The organism is Clostridium formicaceticum (assembly GCF_001854185.1).
In the GTDB taxonomy this organism is placed as follows: Bacteria; Bacillota; Clostridia; order Peptostreptococcales; family Natronincolaceae; genus Andreesenella; species Andreesenella formicacetica.
The window spans coordinates 1,207,306-1,224,741 of record NZ_CP017603.1 but is presented as its reverse complement, the minus strand read 5'-3'; the positions used below and the strand labels follow the sequence as shown (position 1 = coordinate 1,224,741).

The following is a 17,436-nucleotide window of genomic DNA, read 5'->3' as shown; positions in this document are numbered from 1 at the left end:
CAAGCAATTTGCATTTGCAGGATAAGTCTATCTTATAAAAGGAATTATTCCTATTGCTAAAAACAAAGCCCTGCAAATGATCTCTGCAAGACTTTCTTTTTATTTAAATGGTGTTCCCGACTGGAATCGAACCAGCGGCCTACTGCTTAGGAGGCAGTTGCTCTATCCTACTGAGCTACGGAAACCTATATTATTTAATATATCATGTTGACCAGATGTTGCCCAATTCGGTCAACATTTGGTCAACATGTATCATTAAAGTTATTTGTTTGAAATCATTACGCTATAAAAATATAATTTTTCTACAAAACATAGTTTAGCATATAACTTTTAAAAAATCAATGGAGACAGAGGAAAAACTTCCTCTCCATTATTTTGATATCCTATTGATATTTCCCATGTATCCTCTCAATACCTCTGGTATAACCACTGTTCCATCCTGTTGTTGAAAATTCTCTAAAATTGCTGCCAAGGTTCTTCCTACTGCTAAACCAGAACCATTTAAAGTATGGACAAATTCTACTTTTTTATTCCCCTTTGTTCTGTAACGAATATTTGCTCTTCTTGCTTGAAAATCTTCGAAATTGCTACAAGAAGAAATCTCTACATAACGACCATAGCTAGGCATCCAAACTTCAATATCGTATTTAAATGCAGCTGTGAAACCTAAATCTCCCGTGCAAATCTTTACTACCCTATAGGGGATTCCTAATAATTGTAATACCTTTTCTGCATTATTTGTTAATTTTTCTAATTCTTCATAGGATTCTTCTGGTTTTGTGAACTTTACTAGCTCTACTTTATTAAATTGATGCTGTCTAATAAGACCTCTTGTATCTCTGCCAGCAGCCCCCGCCTCAGAACGAAAACAAGGTGTATAGGCTACATAGTATACTGGTAACTCTTCCTCATTTAAAATTTCATCTCTATGAATATTAGTAACAGGGACTTCAGCAGTAGGGATTAAAAAGAAGTCTTTTTGTGGTACTTTAAAGACATCTTCTTCAAACTTTGGCAATTGCCCAGTTCCTGTCATACTGTCTCTGTTTACCATAAAAGGAGGCATGACTTCTGTATAGCCATGTTCCGCCGTATGTAAATCTAACATAAAGTTAATCAGAGCTCTTTCTAATCTTGCTCCCAAACCCTTGTATAGGGTAAATCTAGAACCAGTAATTTTAGAAGCAGTTTCGAAATCTAGTATGCCTAAGTCTCCTCCTATATCCCAATGAGCCTTGATTTCAAAATCAAAGTTTTTTATTTCTCCCCATTGCCTTACCTCTACATTATCATTATCTGTATCCCCCTGAGGCACATCAGGATGAGGTACATTAGGGATTCTTAAAAGCAAATAATTAATTTTATCCTCTACTTCCTTTACTTCATTATCTAATTCTTTAATCGTACTAGATAGTTCCTTCATCTCATTCATAATCTCTGTAGCATCTTTACCTTCTTTTTTAAGCTTTGGTACTTCCTTAGAAACTGTTTTTTGACGATTCTTCATTTGCTCCACTTGTTGTAAAATTTCTCTTCTCTTTTCGTCTAATTTCACTACCTGATCCAGATCGAAATCCTTTTCTCCTCTTCGACCCATGGCTTCCTTTATATCATCTAAATCCGTTCTTATTCTTTTAATATCTAACATAAATTTCCTCCTCTATATAATTAAAAAAGCCCCATCCCCATAAAGGGACGGAAGCTCTATTTCCGTGTTGCCACCCTAGTTAATTAGTATAGACTAATTCACTCTACTGCTTTTTAACGGTTGCAAACCGATGATACCTACTCTATTTCAGTATATAGCTCCAAGAGGGATTCAACAGTTGACTTTATCGATTCTCACCTACCACCGACTCTCTAAAAAAGCTACCTGTTTACTATTTCTTTTCCTTGCCTTATGTTTATTCCCATTTTGAAATTAGTTTATCATAGATTTTCCTTATTTTCAATAATTTTTATCCTATTGTTATTTTATTATTGGTAAATTACAAAAATTCTATTCTTCTATTTCCTCTCTATGTATAAAAATTTACACAAAAGGTCAATACTTTAAATAAAATACACGATTAGGGGGAATTTTATATGGAGAAAATAAATGATGTGGATTTAATAGGGCAGATAAGTGATATGAAAAATATTGATTACAGAAATACTTTAGCTATCGCCACCTTGGTTGAACTACTTATCGAAAAAAATATTATTACACGACAAGAATTTGCTCGGAAAGCCCAACGGTTAGATGATATGTCTCTGGAAGAATTAAAGCAATTAAGAACTCGTTTTTAGATTTCATAAAAAGGAGCTCTTATTTAAAATAAATGCACCCTTTGAAAAGGGTGCATTTTATTCTAATTACTCATCTCAGCATTCATTTGCTTTAATATTTCTTCTAGCTCCTTAATATATTTTCCATATTCCGCCCAGTTCCCTTCTTGAGAAGAACGATTAGCATTTTCAAACGCCTTGTTGGCCCTTTGAATAAGGCTTTGGATATCATCTAAAGGGCTCTCTAACTGAGGAGTTTCTGATGGAACTTCTGGTGTTGTTTCTCTCGGAGCAGTTGTTCCAAATATCTTTTCCAAAGCAATTTCTAAGGTTGTTTCCATAACAATTTGATCTTTATAAGCTACAATAACTTTTTTCACCTCTGGAAGACTATTTTGGGTAGAAGCCCTTATATAGAGGGGTTCTACATAGAGTAAAGATTCTTCTATAGGAATAACTAAAAGATTTCCTCTAATAACCGAAGACCCACCTTCTCCCCATAGGGTTAGGTTTTGAGATATTTGTGAATCTCCATCAATTCTATTTTCTATTTGCATAGGACCATAAATATTTTGATCTTTTGGTAATCGATAAAGAATAAGCTCTCCATAATATTCCCCATCATTTCTAGCTTTTAATATAGCTGTCATATTTGGCATTCTATTCGGGGTATAAGGAACGGATAAAACAAATTCTTCTTTTTCCTTTCCTGGTAATTTCATGATCATATATTGAGATTCTACATTTTGTTGTCCTGCGGCATATTTTTCCTGAGCTATATTCCACACATCTTCTTCTGTATAGAATATAGATGGATTAGTAACATGATAAAGTTCATATACCTCTGCTTGAATATCAAATAATACTTGAGGATAACGAATGTGATCCTTTAATCCCTCTGGCATTTCTTCTAAATCCTTAAAAAGTTGTGGAAAAATATTCCTATAGGTTTGAATAACAGGATCATCATTATCTGATATATAATACTGTGTATCTCCATCATAGGCATCAATTACCACCTTTACAGCATTTCTAATATAATTATTTCTCCCTGCCATATAAGGAGTGGCATAGGGATAATTACTTGTAATGGTATAACCGTCTATAATCCAATAAAGTCTTCCTTCATCAATGACGATATAAGGATCTTCATCATAATGAATAAAAGGAGCTATCTTGTTCACCCTATCTAATATATTTCTATCTCGGACAATTCTACTATCCGATGTAATACTATTAGAGATTAAGATTTTTAAACTTCTTTCATGAAGGGTATACAGCAATCGGTTAAGGCCACTTAAAGAAATTCCAGCCCTTCCTTCATACATGGTCTCTGCATTTGCATCTCCCCCTAATGGATAGTCAAATTCTTTTTCCTTCGTGTTTACGATAATATATTGATTTGTTAGCTCTCCAAAGTAAATTTCTGGTCTTTCTATTTCTATATCAGTACTACTTACGGGCGGTATATTTCTAATCAAAAGCTCTGGCTGCCCTTCACTAGTAACAGCATTTACAGGAGATAATGACACACCATAACCATGGGTATATTTTAAATGTTGATTCACCCATGTTCTAGCATTCTCACTTAATCTGTCTTGATCCAATTCTCTAGGTGCTAAAAAAACCTGCTTATATTCTCCATTAATTACATACCGATCAATATCTACATCTACAAAACGATAGTAAGGTCTTATAGCTTGTAGTTGGTTATAGGACTCTATCGTAGGTCTATAGTCATTGATTCTTATGTTTTTAATGGTTTCTTGATTATTCTCCAAGTCTTCTGCTGTTAAATTATTTTCTACATTAAATTCCCTAACAGTAACATCTTGAAGTCCATAGGCCTTTCTTGTATATTCAATATTATTTTGTATATAGGGAGTTTCTTTTGCAATAACATTAGGCTCTACTACCAGCTTTTCTATCCCTAACGCTGCTATATTTCCTACTATCGTGACAACCACTAACGCAGCGGGAAGCAGTAACGCTTTTTTCCATGATTTCTTAAAATAGCCGAAAACCAATGCCATCGCTGATAATAGAGAAATCACCATTTGTATTCTATATAAAATCAAACTCACATGAATATCTGTATATCCTGCCCCATAAACAGCTCCTGTTGAAGAATATAATAGATCATAGGCTGCTAAATAGTGGTTTGCTGCTAAAATCATAAAAAAGATGACACCAATCATGGTTAATTGCTTGACTGCTATATCTGTAAAGTTTTTTAAAATACCTTTGTTCCACTTAATTTCTTCCTCTGACGCATAATAGGTGGGTTTTTTTATAAAAAACATTACAGCATAAAAAGCAAAAGTAATAAAAACTAAAGTTACTAATAACCCTATGATAGTACTTAACAACTGCTGTATTACTGGTAGTTTAAATATATAAAAAGAAACATCTTTGCTAAATATAGGATCAACTATACCAAATCCTTCTGCATGAAAGTACATTAAAAGCCGCAGCCACAGCTTTCCAGCAATAGAAGTGGAAGTGATAAAACCCAGGAATACTGATGGAATCAATATCATCTGATTAATCCTTTTTTCGCTTATCCCTGCTTCATAGGTCTGGGTTTTTTTATAGTAATCCTTCTTCAAGATAATCAAATAAATATAATAAAATAGTGTAGAAATAAAAAATATAGGAATACCTAATTGAAACTGTGTTTTCAATTTTGTTAAAAAAACTTCATTATAGCCTAATTCACTAAACCATTGGTAGTTTACAATAAAATTGATAATTTCATTGAAAAAACCAACAAAAACAAAAACAGCTGCAAGAATTGAAAGCATCAAGATTTTCTTACTTTTTGTCACTGTTTTCCCCTCCTTTTCAAAAAACAAAATCCCATAGTATTTTATTTATTATACTATGGGTATCTTATTTTTACAAATTACTAACTCAACTTATGAAATTTCCCTAATTATTTCGAGAGAAAACCAAACATATAAAGTGAGAGCATTTGAAAGTATTGTAACAATTGGAAATAACAAATCCATTAAAAAATTCTCAGGTTTAAAGGCAATGGGTTTGTAAACTTACTGATTTAGCTTCATATCTCCAAATTTAATCCATCCTTTTTTTCTCATATACTCTGCAATAATAAGTGTCAATATTGCCGGAAGAATAAAATGTAGAATTATTACCTTTATTAGCACAACAGAGGAAGGATTACCCTGCTCTGTAACCATTTTTGCAAAGGTACCAAACTGTCCTACTAAACCACTGGTGCCCATGCCAGCCCCTATGCTGTTATTTTCCATAGAGAATAACGTGGTAGCTAAAGGCCCCAACAAGGCGCTAGCTAATGTAGGCGGAATCCATATAAAAGGATTCTTTATAATATTAGGTACTTGTAACATACTGGTGCCTAAACCTTGAGCAATAAATCCCCCAAAGCCATTTTCTCTATAACTTGCTATACCAAATCCGATCATTTGGGTGGCACAGCCCACCACAGCAGCTCCTGCTGCTAAACCGTCTAAACCTAGGGATATAGCTAATGCAGCACTACTAATAGGTAATGTCAAAATCATCCCCATTAAAGCAGCTACCAATATACCCATAGGAATCGGATGAATCACTGTGAGACTGTTAATAATTTGCCCTAAACCTGTCATAATGGCTGCTACCGCAGGGCCTATAAAGTTCCCTGCTAGTCCTCCCGCTACAATTGTAAGGGCAGGAATTAAAACAATATCCACCTTTGTCTTTCCTACGATTAGCTTTGCTACCTCTGCCCCTATTAAGGCTGCAACAAAAGCTCCCACTGGTTCACCTGTTTTTATACTGTAAGCTCCTGCTTCTGTTAAGAATATGGTATTTGCACCAATAGCCCCTGTAGCTATTGAAGCAAATATTCCTAGAGAAGGTGCCCCTACTGCAAAAGCTACTCCAGCACCTATAGCCGGCCCCATTAAAAACTGAGCAATCTGCCCAAAAGACATCAGTACAGGGATATTCATTAATTCACCTATTTGCTTTAGTATAAGACCGATAATTAAAGAAGAAAACAAGCCTAAAGCCATACCGTTTAATGATTTTGTAAAATATTCCCTTATAGAAGCCCTTTCACCATTTATTTTCATCTGTATTCCCTCTCTTTACACAATTTTTGTTAAACTATCCTTCTTTAACCAAATTCATACTTATATCCATAGCTTTTATAGAATGTGTTAATTCGCCTACTGAAATAATATCTATTCCTATCTCAGCTATCTCTATTAACTTTTCCTTTGTAATATTGCCAGAGGCTTCTAAAATGGCTGTTTTATTGGTGATAGCTACAGCCTCCTTCATAGTCTGTGTACTCATATTATCCAGCATAATAATATCTGCTTTGGCTTCTAAAGCTTCTTTTAATTGTTGTATTGTTTCCACCTCAACCTCAATTTTTACAGTGTGGGAGACCTTCTTTCTACACTGCTTTATCGCTTGTGTAATGCTGCCTACCGCTTTGATGTGGTTGTCCTTGATTAATACTGCATCTGACAAATTAAAACGGTGATTATGGCACCCACCTACTTTAACAGCATATTTTTCTAAAACTCTAAGCCCCGGTGTGGTTTTTCTTGTGTCGACAATCTTTATAGCATAACCCTTGACAAACTCACTATATTCTCTGGATTTTGTAGCAATCCCCGACATTCTCTGCAAAAAATTTAAAGCTACTCTCTCTCCTTTCAACAAATTTTTTGTTTTGCCCCTTATTTCAATAATTTTTTCTCCCTTTGTTACACAATCTCCATCCTCTTTCATAGGTATTATTTCCATTGTAGGATCAATCAATTTAAATACCATCTCTACTACTGAAATCCCCGCAATTACACCTTCTTCTTTAGCTATCATCATAGCTTTTCCTCTATTACTTTCCTCTAATAAAGTGTCTGTTGTTAGATCTGTATAGTTTATATCTTCAATCAATGCATTTTTTATAATTTTCTCTAGCAAAAACTTGTTATACAATATCATCCCTCCAAAGAACTTATTAACTTACGAGGTAGTGAGCACCCACACTTTCTCTTCTTTTGATAGCAGCTTCTATAATCAATAATGCCACTGTAAGCATATTATTTAATTCATAGTAAGAAATAATTTCTTTTTGATTCTTTTCTAAAGCTTCCTTCATTTTTTTGATTTCTATAAGAGCTTTTTGTAATTCTGTTTTATTTCTTATGATAGAAACTTGATTCTGCATAATATTTTTCAGGGTTTTTTTGAAATTATCTATAGCTATGGAAGTGTTGCTTTTATTTATCTTTTCTATAGGGTAAAAATCTATAGACAAACCACTAACTTTGTTGTTTATACTATATTCACAAAGATACTTACTAATGGCTTTAGCTACCCTGTTACCAAATACAATGCCCTCCAGCAAAGAATTACTAGCTAGTCGGTTACTGCCGTGAACGCCTGTACAAGCACACTCTCCGCAGGCGTACAAGGCCTCCATACTTGTTTTTCCATCTATATCTGTCAAAATTCCCCCCATAACATAATGCTCTACCGGCACTACAGGAAGATACTGTTTTGTCATATCTATTCCTTGTGACAAACAATACTGATAAATTGTTGGAAATCTCTCTTTAATAAAGCTTTTAGGCTGATGGGTAATGTCCAAATAAACAAAAGGACTATTACTTTTTTTCATTTCAGTGAAAATAGATCTTGCTACAATGTCCCTAGGAGCTAAATCCTTCATTTCATGATATTTTCCCATAAAGGCTTCTCCTTGAAAATTTTTAAGAATAGCACCTTCTCCCCTTACAGCTTCGGAAATTAAAAAGCATTGCCCTCCTTTTGGGTTATATAGGGCAGTAGGATGAAACTGTACAAATTCCATATCCCTTATTTCTACTGAAGCTCTATGCGCCATAGCTATGCCATCACCAGTAGCTATAACATCATTTGTTGTATTTTTATAAATTTGACCAATACCTCCAGTAGCCATCACAAAAGCTTTTCCTCGGCAAATCACTTTTTTTCCTCTTTTATCTATACACAAAAGTGCCTTTGCTTTATTTTCTTCTGTTATAAGGTCTACAGCAAAAACGTTTTCTACAATTTTTATATTTGTAGACTTTTTTACTTCTTCATCTAGTATTTTAACAATTTCTCTGCCTGTAGCATCCTTTACATGAAGAATACTATTTTGCCTATGTCCTCCCTCTCTGGTAAATTTTAATATTCCTCGATCATCTCTATCAAAATTCACACCATAGGCCATAAGCTTTGCAATATTCTCACTAGATTCTTCAACAAGAATTTTTAAGGTTTCCTGATTATTACAGTAACAGCCCGCCCTCAAAGTATCCTGAAAATGGATATCCTTATCTACAGAAACAGCTATACCGCCTTGCGCTAATCGACTATTGTTCTTTTCTATTGTTGTTTTGCTTATTAGTATTACACTATATTTAGTATCTATATTTAACGCTGTAAACACTCCTGCAATACCTGTGCCTATAACAATGACGTCACCATCAATAATAGATTTATCCTTCATTGTTTTTTATCTCCTTAACAGATATTTATCATTGTTTCCAATGCTTTTAATGCTTTTTTTCTTACTTCTTCCTCCACCACAATTTCCTTTTCTTCATTCTGCAATGCTAAATAAACATCTCTCAAGGTTGTTTTCTTCATATTAAAACAGACTAGTGCAGGAGATAGTAAATAAAAGGTTTTATCAGGATTACTTTTCCTAAGCTTGTGTAATACCCCCATTTCTGTTCCAATAACATAGGTTTTATTTTCCCCCTCAGTAGCATACTGTATAATTTGAGAAGTACTTCCCACAAAGTCTGCCCTTTCTACCACCTCCGGCGTGCACTCTGGATGTACTAATACAAGAGCTTCTGGATGCTTTTGCTTAACAGCATCTATTTCCCCTGGCTTTACACGATGATGGGTGATACAAAACCCCTCCCATGAAATAACTTCCTTCTCTGGCAATTGCTTTGCAATATAACTACCTAGATTCTTGTCGGGAATAAAAAGGACTCGATCTGACTTAAGACTTTTCACAATTTTTAACGCATTAGAAGAAGTACAACAAATATCACTTTCTCCCTTTACTTCAGCAGAAGAATTGACATAACATACAACAGGAATATTTGGATACTGTTGTTTAAAGATTTTTAGCTTCTCTACATCAATCATATCCGCCATAGGACATCCTGCATCATAAACTGGTAATAAAACCTTCTTTTCAGGAGAAAGAATTTTTACGCTTTCTGCCATGAAGTGTACACCACTTAAAACGATTATATCTGCACTTGTTTTTGCCGCCTCTTGACTTAATTTTAAAGAATCTCCTACAATATCCGCAATTTCTTGTATTTCTGGTATTTGATAGTTATGAGCAAGTATGATGGCATTTTTTTCTTTTTTTAAGCGTTTTATTTCTTCAATCATTTCTCTTTCCGTTATTTGTTTAGACATAAAATTAATCCTTTCTATAGGGATATTATCTTGATTATATATGTTTTTACAAATGTTTTTACATCTGTCTTGTCACCTATTTCTAAAAAATATATCACATTTTTATTCATTAATCAAGTAACCTTTTTCTAAAAGAGCTGCCTGCATTTTTTTAAATGTTTCCTCATCTGGTACCTCCACTGTATGAATATGAACACCTTCTGTTAAAGAGGATAATGGCTCAGCCTTATAATTTTTTACTTTATCCATAAATTCATCTAACTCTTTTCTATAACTAATATCCAATATTCCCTTTATTTCCCCATAAATTGGATGTTCCACGATAACATCTAAAATCCTTGCACCATGATGAATCATAATTTTCAACTCTTCCTTCATATCTTTATAACTAGTATGTTTTGAAACAATGGTTTTTTTTATTTTATCTGTATCATTTCTAGGAATTACATATCCTTGGGGCGTAGCTATGATATCTACTCCTTCTGCCCTTAGCAAGGCTATATCTTGTACGATTACTTGCCTAGATACATCAAAATAACTAGCCAGTTCTGTTCCCTTCTTGGGCTTATTCTCTTCCTTCAGCGCTTTTACTATAGCTTTTCTTCTTTCCTTACTATTCATATAAATCACCCTTTTCTGCTATATTAAATATCCATTAGCCCTAACCTATATCATAATTTATAAGCTAACAACCTTTCTATCATCTAATCTAAGGACAAGCAAAATCCTTGGCTACTCTCAGTATAATAACCTGAGGAGACTTTTTTTAATAATTTGTTTAAGCAAATACTTGTAGTTAAATGTTAAAGCTATTTTAGCATAGTTTTGTTTCACATAAAACAAAAAGAAGGATAATCCTGGTTTAAAAAATCTGCACAAATATATACTTTTACTAAACTATGAGATTTGTGCATACTAAAACATTGTTTTACCCTGAAGATTCTCACTCCATTCCATCAGAAACGCCAAAGCCTTATCATCTGCCTATTGCAGAAGATACAATCTGTGGTTCCCTGTTAGGGAGGGTTTTGTGCTGACATAAGGCATTCTTTCCACAAGTAACCCCATGCCAAGCGGTGTTACAGAGCTAAAACTAACTTATGCTCTTTATATTTTAATGCTTTTTGGACAACATTCCATGTTTTCCATGCATGATTTTGCTTGAAATCATCAATATTTCTTAATAGCATACCTAAAAATTTTCTTTGAGATTTGCCACTTTCACTTTTTTTATAGGTTTCTTCCATTGAACCCAATGTTTTAATGATATGTGGCTTTACTTCATTTTTAAGTATTTTAATTAACTCTTTAGGTAGTTTTTCAACAAAACCTAGACCTCTTCTGCCAATCACAAAACTAGCTGCCTCATGCACCGATAACCCATAAATTTTTGAATATTTGTATTTACCTATTACAGAGGTATAAGCAGGATTTACTTTTTTAATTAAAAAGCCATGTCTTAATGCTCTATGAGTAAGTGCATTCACTAACTTTTGCTTAGCAAAATTACTAGTTAGTCTATTAAATTTTTTATTTGTATCGTGATCTTGGCTAAACTTTAAATCTTCAATTACGATAGCACCAATATTTTCACTAAGTAAATCATCTATAACCTCTTTAGCGGTTTCACCCGCTAAGTTATTTCTTCTGTTTGACTTTACATATTCCATCTCATGATAATAAAAAACTTTGCTTTTTAAGAAATTTCCCTCTTTAGACAGGATAGTTAAAGCGATCCTGTCTATATTAATATCTATACCCGCAACCTTATCATCTACAGAAAGTTCACTAAATCCAAGCTCTCTACCTGAAACCTCTTCTTCAATAGTTAAGTGAACATAGTATTCATTCTTTTTTCTTATTATTTGTATTGTATATGGCTTATAGATGTCTACTTGTTTTTTAGTCTTAACATTATAGCCCTTATCTGGAATTATTGTATCTATCACTTTATTAAAGAATTTATCAGGAATGCTAACCTCTGCTTTAATTCTAGGACTACGGTTATTTTTATCGTTAGTTTTAAGCGTATCAGCTATTTCTATATAAAATTTATCTTTTTCATAAACAAGCCTAATATTAAGATTACCTGATTTAGCCTTATCTCCCCTAGAGTATATATGGTTTGAGCGAAGTTCTTTCCACTCTTTATTAGAAATTTTGCCTTCCATTCTTTTAAAGAAGTTTTTCCTACCTCCAAATATAACCTTTGGAATAATGCCTTTTTCTTGACATTCCCTTAAGTATAATTCTCTTTTTTGTAGCTTTTCTAAACGCATAGATAAACCCTTTAAACATGTTTCTAAATCAGTTTTTTTAGGCTTTTTCTTCTTTTAATATATTTTCAACCCTTTTAGCTACTTTTTTGCCACCTCTCTTCCCATAAATTCTAGCAGAACCTGTTAATCTCAGACTCTTCTATTCTTCTATGGCCACCAGGCGTTGTTGTGAAGTTGATTAACCCCTTTTTGTCCCAGTCTCTTAAAGTTTTGATACTTACTCCTAATTGTTTAGCTGCTTTTCCTATAGAAAATAATTGTGGCATAACATATCACCTTCCTTACGATATATCGTGCCGCACATTTGTATAGATTAGTACATATTTTTATATGTTTTTTAAAACTGTCTATACCTCCCTCTTTTAATTTTTTATTTTTTGTATTTCCTAATGTTTTCCTCTGAAAGAACCTTACCCTTTGTGTCTATCCCTACAATTACCTTCAGGTCTTCTACATATAACTTCTTAATAGATTCAGGGCCCAAGTCCTGGTAAGCAATTTCTTCTACTGACTTTACCTGTCGAGCTGTAATAGCTGCAGCACCACCTATGCCTAATAAGTATATAACTTTGTATTTTTTCATTAAAGGTGGTATATAAGAGGATCTATCTCCTTTGCCAATCATAGCGATAAGTCCTTCTTTTAACAAATCTTCTACATAAGGATCCATTCTTGCACTGGTAGTAGGACCTACTGCTCCTATAGCATGTTTTGGTGGAGCAGGGCATGGTCCAGCGTAAAAGATCGTTTCTTCTTGTAAATTTATTGGCAATTTTTCACCCTTTTTCAAAGTTTCCACCATACGTTGGTGAGCAGCATCTCTAGCTGTATAAATATATCCTGTTAGCTCTAGTACCTCACCTATATTTAACTTCTCTATTAAATCCTTTGTAAAAGGAAGTTGTACCTTCATCTCTAATTCCCCCTTAAATCGTCACTACTGCATGTCTATTTGCATGGCATTGCAGATTTACAGCAATAGGTAAGCTAGCAATATGACAGGCATAGGCTTCAATATGAACATCTAGTGCAGTAACCCTTCCCCCTAAACCTAATGGTCCAAGACCTAAGTCGTTAATAATGTCCCGAAGCTCTATTTCTAGGGCCGCCAAATGCTCTGCTTTATTTCTATCTCCTATAGGCCTTTCCAAAGATTTTTTAGCCAGCCAAGCAGCTAAATCCATCGTACCACCAATACCTATGCCCACGATATAGGGAGGACATGCTTTTCCACCCGCTAATTCTATTGTTTCTATTACAAATTCTTTAATACCTTTTATACCATCAGCTGGTGTCAACATTTTAAGGCGGCTCATATTTTCACTACCAGCGCCTTTTGGCATAATGGTAACCTTTACTTGATCACCAGCGACAATTTCTGTTCTAACCACTGCTGGTGTATTATCACCAGTATTTTTTCTTAGAATAGGGTCTTGAACCACGGATTTTCGCAAATAACCTTCTACGTACCCTTGTCTTACACCTTCGTTGATAGCATCTATTAAAGGGATTCCCTCCCAGGTTACCTCTTGTCCAATCTCCATATGGACAATGGTGATTCCAGTATCTTGGCAACAGGCTACTTGTTCTTTTTTTGCATAAATTGCATTTTCTATGAGGGATTCCAAGATCTCTTTCCCTAATGGCGACTCTTCTTTTTCAAAAGATGCCTTCAGCACTTCTATAAAATCTTCGTCTAACGCATAGCAGGCTTTTTTGCATAAGTTTTTTATTATAGGTATAACTTCTTTTGTATCAATAATTCTCAAATTCTATCACTCCTTTTAGAACTACTTCAGTTATCTTATTATAACAATATGTATATTGAAATATCTATAGCTACTGACTTTTTATCGTAATGTTTTTTATCTATTGTGCAACTTTTAATCATAACAAAAACTAAAAAAACTTCTACGTTTTTTGTAGAAGTTTTTTTATATCGCAACGACCTACTCTCCCAGGCAGCTTCCCGCCAAGTACCATCAGCGCTGAAGGGCTTAACTACTGTGTTCGGTATGGGAACAGGTGTGACCCCTTCGCTATTGTCACGATATTAAGTAGATGACCAAAATCTTTGATTTTGTGTCAGTCACTTAGTTAGAAATCGATTGATTCCTTTCCTTCTTTTCATCAGAAGGAATCATGAGACTTTCTAACATCCTTTGTTGGTCACTTAGTTAGCGTTTCACGACGAATTTCATTGGGTTTTTTCTAATGAAAATTCCGTTGGGAATAAGCTAACATCAGCTTATGACCTATGTCTTATTTAATTTGAGGTATTATTCCCTCAAAACTAAACAATGTATGAGTATATTGGTCAAGTCCTCGACCTATTAGTATCGGTCAGCTTAATACATTACTGCACTTACACCTCCGACCTATCTACCAGATAGTCTTTCTGGGGTCTTACTCCTTTCGGATGGGAAATCTTATCTTGAGGGGGGCTTCGTGCTTAGATGCCTTCAGCACTTATCCCTTCCGTACATAGCTACCCAGCGGTGCCTTTGGCAAGACAACTGGTACACCAGCGGTACGTCCATCCCGGTCCTCTCGTACTAAGGACAGCTCCTCTCAAATTTCCTACGCCTGCGACGGATAGGGACCGAACTGTCTCACGACGTTCTGAACCCAGCTCGCGTACCACTTTAATGGGCGAACAGCCCAACCCTTGGGACCTACTTCAGCCCCAGGATGTGATGAGCCGACATCGAGGTGCCAAACCTCCCCGTCGATGTGGACTCTTGGGGGAGATAAGCCTGTTATCCCCGGGGTAGCTTTTATCCGTTGAGCGATGGCCCTTCCACTCGGTACCACCGGATCACTAAGTCCGACTTTCGTCCTTGCTCGACTTGTTGGTCTCGCAATCAAGCTCCCTTATGCCTTTGCACTCTTTGCACGATTTCCGACCGTGCTGAGGGAACCTTTGAGCGCCTCCGTTACTTTTTAGGAGGCGACCGCCCCAGTCAAACTGCCCGCCTGACAGTGTCCCAAAACCGGCTTACGGTTCATGGTTAGAACTTCAGTACTACAAGAGTGGTATCCCAACGTCGACTCCCCCAAGACTGGCGTCCTAGGTTCTAAGTCTCCCACCTATCCTGTACATCTAGTACCAAAATCCAATGTCAAGCTGCAGTAAAGCTCCACGGGGTCTTTCCGTCCTGTCGCAGGTAACCAGCATCTTCACTGGTATTACAATTTCACCGGGTCCATTGTTGAGACAGCGCCCAAATCGTTACGCCTTTCGTGCGGGTCGGAACTTACCCGACAAGGAATTTCGCTACCTTAGGACCGTTATAGTTACGGCCGCCGTTTACTGGGGCTTAAGTTCTGTGCTTCGGTTGCCCTAACACTTCCCCTTAACCTTCCAGCACCGGGCAGGCGTCAGCCCCTATACGTCGTCTTTCGACTTTGCAGAGACCTATGTTTTTGCTAAACAGTCGCTTGGGCCTGTTCTCTGCGACCGAAGTGTGCTTACAGCGCAAAAGCCTTCACACCCTTCGGCACCCCTTCTCCCGAAGTTACGGGGTCATTTTGCCGAGTTCCTTAACAATGGTTCTCCCGCTCGTCTTAGGATTCTCTCCTCACCTACCTGTGTCGGTTTGCGGTACGGGCACCTAGTTTCTCAATAGAGGCTTTTCTCGACAGTGTGGAATCAGTTGCTTCGCTACTTGTTTTTCGCTCCCCATCACCTCTCAGGATGTTGCTAAAACGGATTTGCCTGTCTTAGCTCCCTACTGGCTTAGACCCACTCAACCAACGGTGGGCTCAACCTATCCTTCTGTGTCACCCCATCTCTCAAACGATTCTAGGTGGTACAGGAATCTCAACCTGTTGTCCATCGCCTACGCATTTCTGCCTCGGCTTAGGTCCCGACTAACCCTGAGCGGACGAACCTTCCTCAGGAAACCTTAGGTTTTCGACGGGTAGGATTCTCACCTACCTCTCGTTACTCATGCCAACATTCTCTCTTCTATGCAGTCCACTACTCCTTTCGGTATAGCTTCAACCCACATAGAATGCTCGCCTACCACGCTGACGTAATCATTGCTACCTTCATAGATACGTTTGAGCTTAAGGTATTTGGCCAAAACTTTATTCTAACCTATCGGTTAGTTTTGGCTTAATGTCCTTTAATTTCTCTTCTATAAAAGTACTAATGATTACGTCAGCATCCATAGCTTCGGTGATACGTTTGAGCCCCGGACATTTTCGGCGCAGAATCACTCGACCAGTGAGCTATTACGCACTCTTTAAATGAGTGGCTGCTTCTAAGCCAACATCCTGGTTGTCTGTGCAACTCCACATCCTTTCCCACTTAACGTATACTTTGGGACCTTAGCTGATGGTCTGGGCTCTTTCCCTCTTGACCACGGATCTTATCACTCGTAGTCTGACTCCTGAAAATAAGTTAACGGCATTCGGAGTTTGATAGGTTTTGGTAACCGGTGAAGGCCCCTAGACCATTCAGTGCTCTACCTCCGTCACTCTCATTTCAAGGCTAGCCCTAAAGCTATTTCGGCGAGAACCAGCTATCTCCGAGCTCGATTGGAATTTCTCCGCTACCCACAGGTCATCCAATGACTTTTCAACGTCAACTGGTTCGGACCTCCACGAAATTTTACTTCCGCTTCATCCTGCCCATGGGTAGATCGCACGGTTTCGGGTCTATAGCATGTAACTTGTCGCCCTATTAAGACTCGGTTTCCCTTCGGCTCCGTACCTTCAGTACTTAACCTTGCTACATACCATAACTCGTTGGCCCGTTCTACAAAAAGTACGCGGTCACACATATAAAGTGCTTCCACAGCTTGTAGGCAAAAGGTTTCAGGTTCTTTTTCACTCCCCTCCCGGGGTTCTTTTCACCTTTCCCTCACGGTACTATGCGCTATCGGTCACTAGGTAGTATTTAGCCTTGGGGGTGGTCCCCCCTGCTTCCCACAGGGTTTCACGTGTCCCGTGGTACTCTGGATCATCCTCAAAGATCTTCAGGGTTTCGCTTACAGGACTTTTACCCTCTACGGTGGAGTTTTCCAACTCTCTTCAACTACCCTTACCAATCTTCTTATGAGAATGTCCGCAACCCCAAAAACTTAAGTCTTTGGTTTGGGCTCTTCCCCTTTCGCTCGCCGCTACTGAGGGAATCGATTTTTCTTTCTCTTCCTCGGGGTACTTAGATGTTTCAGTTCCCCCGGTCTACCTTCTATTACCTATGAATTCAGTAATAGATACTTGGACATTACCCCAAGTGGGTTTCCCCATTCGGATATCCACGGATCAAAACCTGCTTGCGGTTCCCCGTGGCTTTTCGCAGCTTACCACGTCCTTCTTCGGCTCCTAGTGCCAAGGCATCCACCCTTTGCCCTTAATAACTTGACCTTTAGTGAATTACTTCAGCTTTTTTCTTTCTCATAACATTGTTTAGTTTTCAAAGAAC

12 protein-coding genes, 1 tRNA gene, 2 rRNA genes and 1 other annotated feature are annotated in these 17,436 nt (G+C 36.8%); of the genes, 1 reads left to right on the top strand and 14 read right to left on the bottom strand.

The window, feature by feature from the left end; genetic code table 11:
- Nucleotides 1-108: 108 nt before the first annotated feature.
- Together BJL90_RS05685 and serS are read right to left on the bottom strand one after the other, a co-directional pair.
- Nucleotides 109-185 (bottom strand) — tRNA-Arg (locus BJL90_RS05685).
- Nucleotides 186-370: 185 nt separating this feature from the next.
- Nucleotides 371-1,648, bottom strand: a complete 1,278-nt coding sequence (gene serS, locus BJL90_RS05680; protein ID WP_070965177.1) for a serine--tRNA ligase — start codon at nt 1,646-1,648, stop codon at nt 371-373.
- Nucleotides 1,649-1,688: 40 nt separating this feature from the next.
- Nucleotides 1,689-1,903: a binding site (T-box leader), on the bottom strand.
- Between the two features lie 182 nt (nt 1,904-2,085).
- Between serS and BJL90_RS05675 the strand changes: the two genes are divergently transcribed.
- The gene (locus BJL90_RS05675; RefSeq protein WP_070965174.1) at nt 2,086-2,289 is read left to right on the top strand and encodes a hypothetical protein; all 204 of its coding nucleotides are present in this window, start codon (nt 2,086-2,088) and stop codon (nt 2,287-2,289) included.
- A gap of 62 nt (nt 2,290-2,351) precedes the next feature.
- Here the strand turns inward: BJL90_RS05675 and BJL90_RS05670 are convergent, their stop codons facing one another.
- The 12 genes from BJL90_RS05670 to BJL90_RS05620 all read right to left on the bottom strand — a co-directional run bounded on the left by BJL90_RS05670 (nt 2,352) and on the right by BJL90_RS05620 (nt 17,378).
- Nucleotides 2,352-5,096, bottom strand: coding sequence for a UPF0182 family membrane protein (locus BJL90_RS05670; RefSeq protein WP_236905029.1), 2,745 nt, complete (start codon nt 5,094-5,096; stop codon nt 2,352-2,354).
- 222 nt (nt 5,097-5,318) lie between these two features.
- Complete coding sequence (locus BJL90_RS05665; protein WP_070965171.1) at nt 5,319-6,368, bottom strand: PTS sugar transporter subunit IIC; 1,050 nt, start codon at nt 6,366-6,368, stop codon at nt 5,319-5,321.
- Between the two features lie 34 nt (nt 6,369-6,402).
- Nucleotides 6,403-7,245: a carboxylating nicotinate-nucleotide diphosphorylase gene (gene nadC, locus BJL90_RS05660; protein WP_418219420.1), complete on the bottom strand. Its 843-nt coding sequence runs from the start codon at nt 7,243-7,245 to the stop codon at nt 6,403-6,405.
- A 22-nt stretch (nt 7,246-7,267) separates the two neighbouring features.
- On the bottom strand, nt 7,268-8,785 hold the full coding sequence (gene nadB, locus BJL90_RS05655; RefSeq protein WP_070965166.1) for an L-aspartate oxidase: 1,518 nt from the start codon (nt 8,783-8,785) through the stop codon (nt 7,268-7,270).
- 14 nt (nt 8,786-8,799) lie between these two features.
- Nucleotides 8,800-9,723 carry a quinolinate synthase NadA gene (gene nadA, locus BJL90_RS05650; RefSeq protein ID WP_070965164.1) on the bottom strand — a complete coding sequence of 308 codons (924 nt, stop codon included), beginning with the start codon at nt 9,721-9,723 and terminating at the stop codon, nt 8,800-8,802.
- Nucleotides 9,724-9,825: 102 nt separating this feature from the next.
- Nucleotides 9,826-10,344, bottom strand: a complete 519-nt coding sequence (locus BJL90_RS05645; protein ID WP_070965161.1) for a transcription repressor NadR — start codon at nt 10,342-10,344, stop codon at nt 9,826-9,828.
- A gap of 458 nt (nt 10,345-10,802) precedes the next feature.
- Nucleotides 10,803-12,002: an IS200/IS605 family accessory protein TnpB-related protein gene (locus BJL90_RS05640; RefSeq protein ID WP_070965158.1), complete on the bottom strand. Its 1,200-nt coding sequence runs from the start codon at nt 12,000-12,002 to the stop codon at nt 10,803-10,805.
- A 110-nt stretch (nt 12,003-12,112) separates the two neighbouring features.
- Nucleotides 12,113-12,268: a MerR family transcriptional regulator gene (locus BJL90_RS23035; RefSeq protein WP_081561857.1), complete on the bottom strand. Its 156-nt coding sequence runs from the start codon at nt 12,266-12,268 to the stop codon at nt 12,113-12,115.
- Between the two features lie 104 nt (nt 12,269-12,372).
- Nucleotides 12,373-12,915: a FumA C-terminus/TtdB family hydratase beta subunit gene (locus tag BJL90_RS05635; protein ID WP_070965155.1), complete on the bottom strand. Its 543-nt coding sequence runs from the start codon at nt 12,913-12,915 to the stop codon at nt 12,373-12,375.
- Nucleotides 12,916-12,928: 13 nt separating this feature from the next.
- Nucleotides 12,929-13,771 carry a fumarate hydratase gene (locus tag BJL90_RS05630; protein WP_070965153.1) on the bottom strand — a complete coding sequence of 281 codons (843 nt, stop codon included), beginning with the start codon at nt 13,769-13,771 and terminating at the stop codon, nt 12,929-12,931.
- 167 nt (nt 13,772-13,938) lie between these two features.
- Nucleotides 13,939-14,055 (bottom strand): 5S ribosomal RNA (gene rrf / locus BJL90_RS05625).
- Nucleotides 14,056-14,315: 260 nt separating this feature from the next.
- Nucleotides 14,316-17,378: ribosomal RNA gene (locus BJL90_RS05620) — 23S ribosomal RNA — on the bottom strand.
- Between the last annotated feature and the right edge of the window lie 58 nt (nt 17,379-17,436).

Coding starts and splice junctions, on each gene's coding strand:
- serS (WP_070965177.1), bottom strand. CDS start 1,648: ATGTTAGATATTAAAAGAATAAGAACGGATTTAGATGATATAAAGGAA.
- BJL90_RS05675 (WP_070965174.1), top strand. CDS start 2,086: ATGGAGAAAATAAATGATGTGGATTTAATAGGGCAGATAAGTGATATG.
- BJL90_RS05665 (WP_070965171.1), bottom strand. CDS start 6,368: ATGAAAATAAATGGTGAAAGGGCTTCTATAAGGGAATATTTTACAAAA.
- nadB (WP_070965166.1), bottom strand. CDS start 8,785: ATGAAGGATAAATCTATTATTGATGGTGACGTCATTGTTATAGGCACA.
- nadA (WP_070965164.1), bottom strand. CDS start 9,723: ATGTCTAAACAAATAACGGAAAGAGAAATGATTGAAGAAATAAAACGC.
- BJL90_RS05645 (WP_070965161.1), bottom strand. CDS start 10,344: ATGAATAGTAAGGAAAGAAGAAAAGCTATAGTAAAAGCGCTGAAGGAA.
- BJL90_RS05640 (WP_070965158.1), bottom strand. CDS start 12,002: ATGCGTTTAGAAAAGCTACAAAAAAGAGAATTATACTTAAGGGAATGT.
- BJL90_RS23035 (WP_081561857.1), bottom strand. CDS start 12,268: ATGCCACAATTATTTTCTATAGGAAAAGCAGCTAAACAATTAGGAGTA.
- BJL90_RS05635 (WP_070965155.1), bottom strand. CDS start 12,915: ATGAAGGTACAACTTCCTTTTACAAAGGATTTAATAGAGAAGTTAAAT.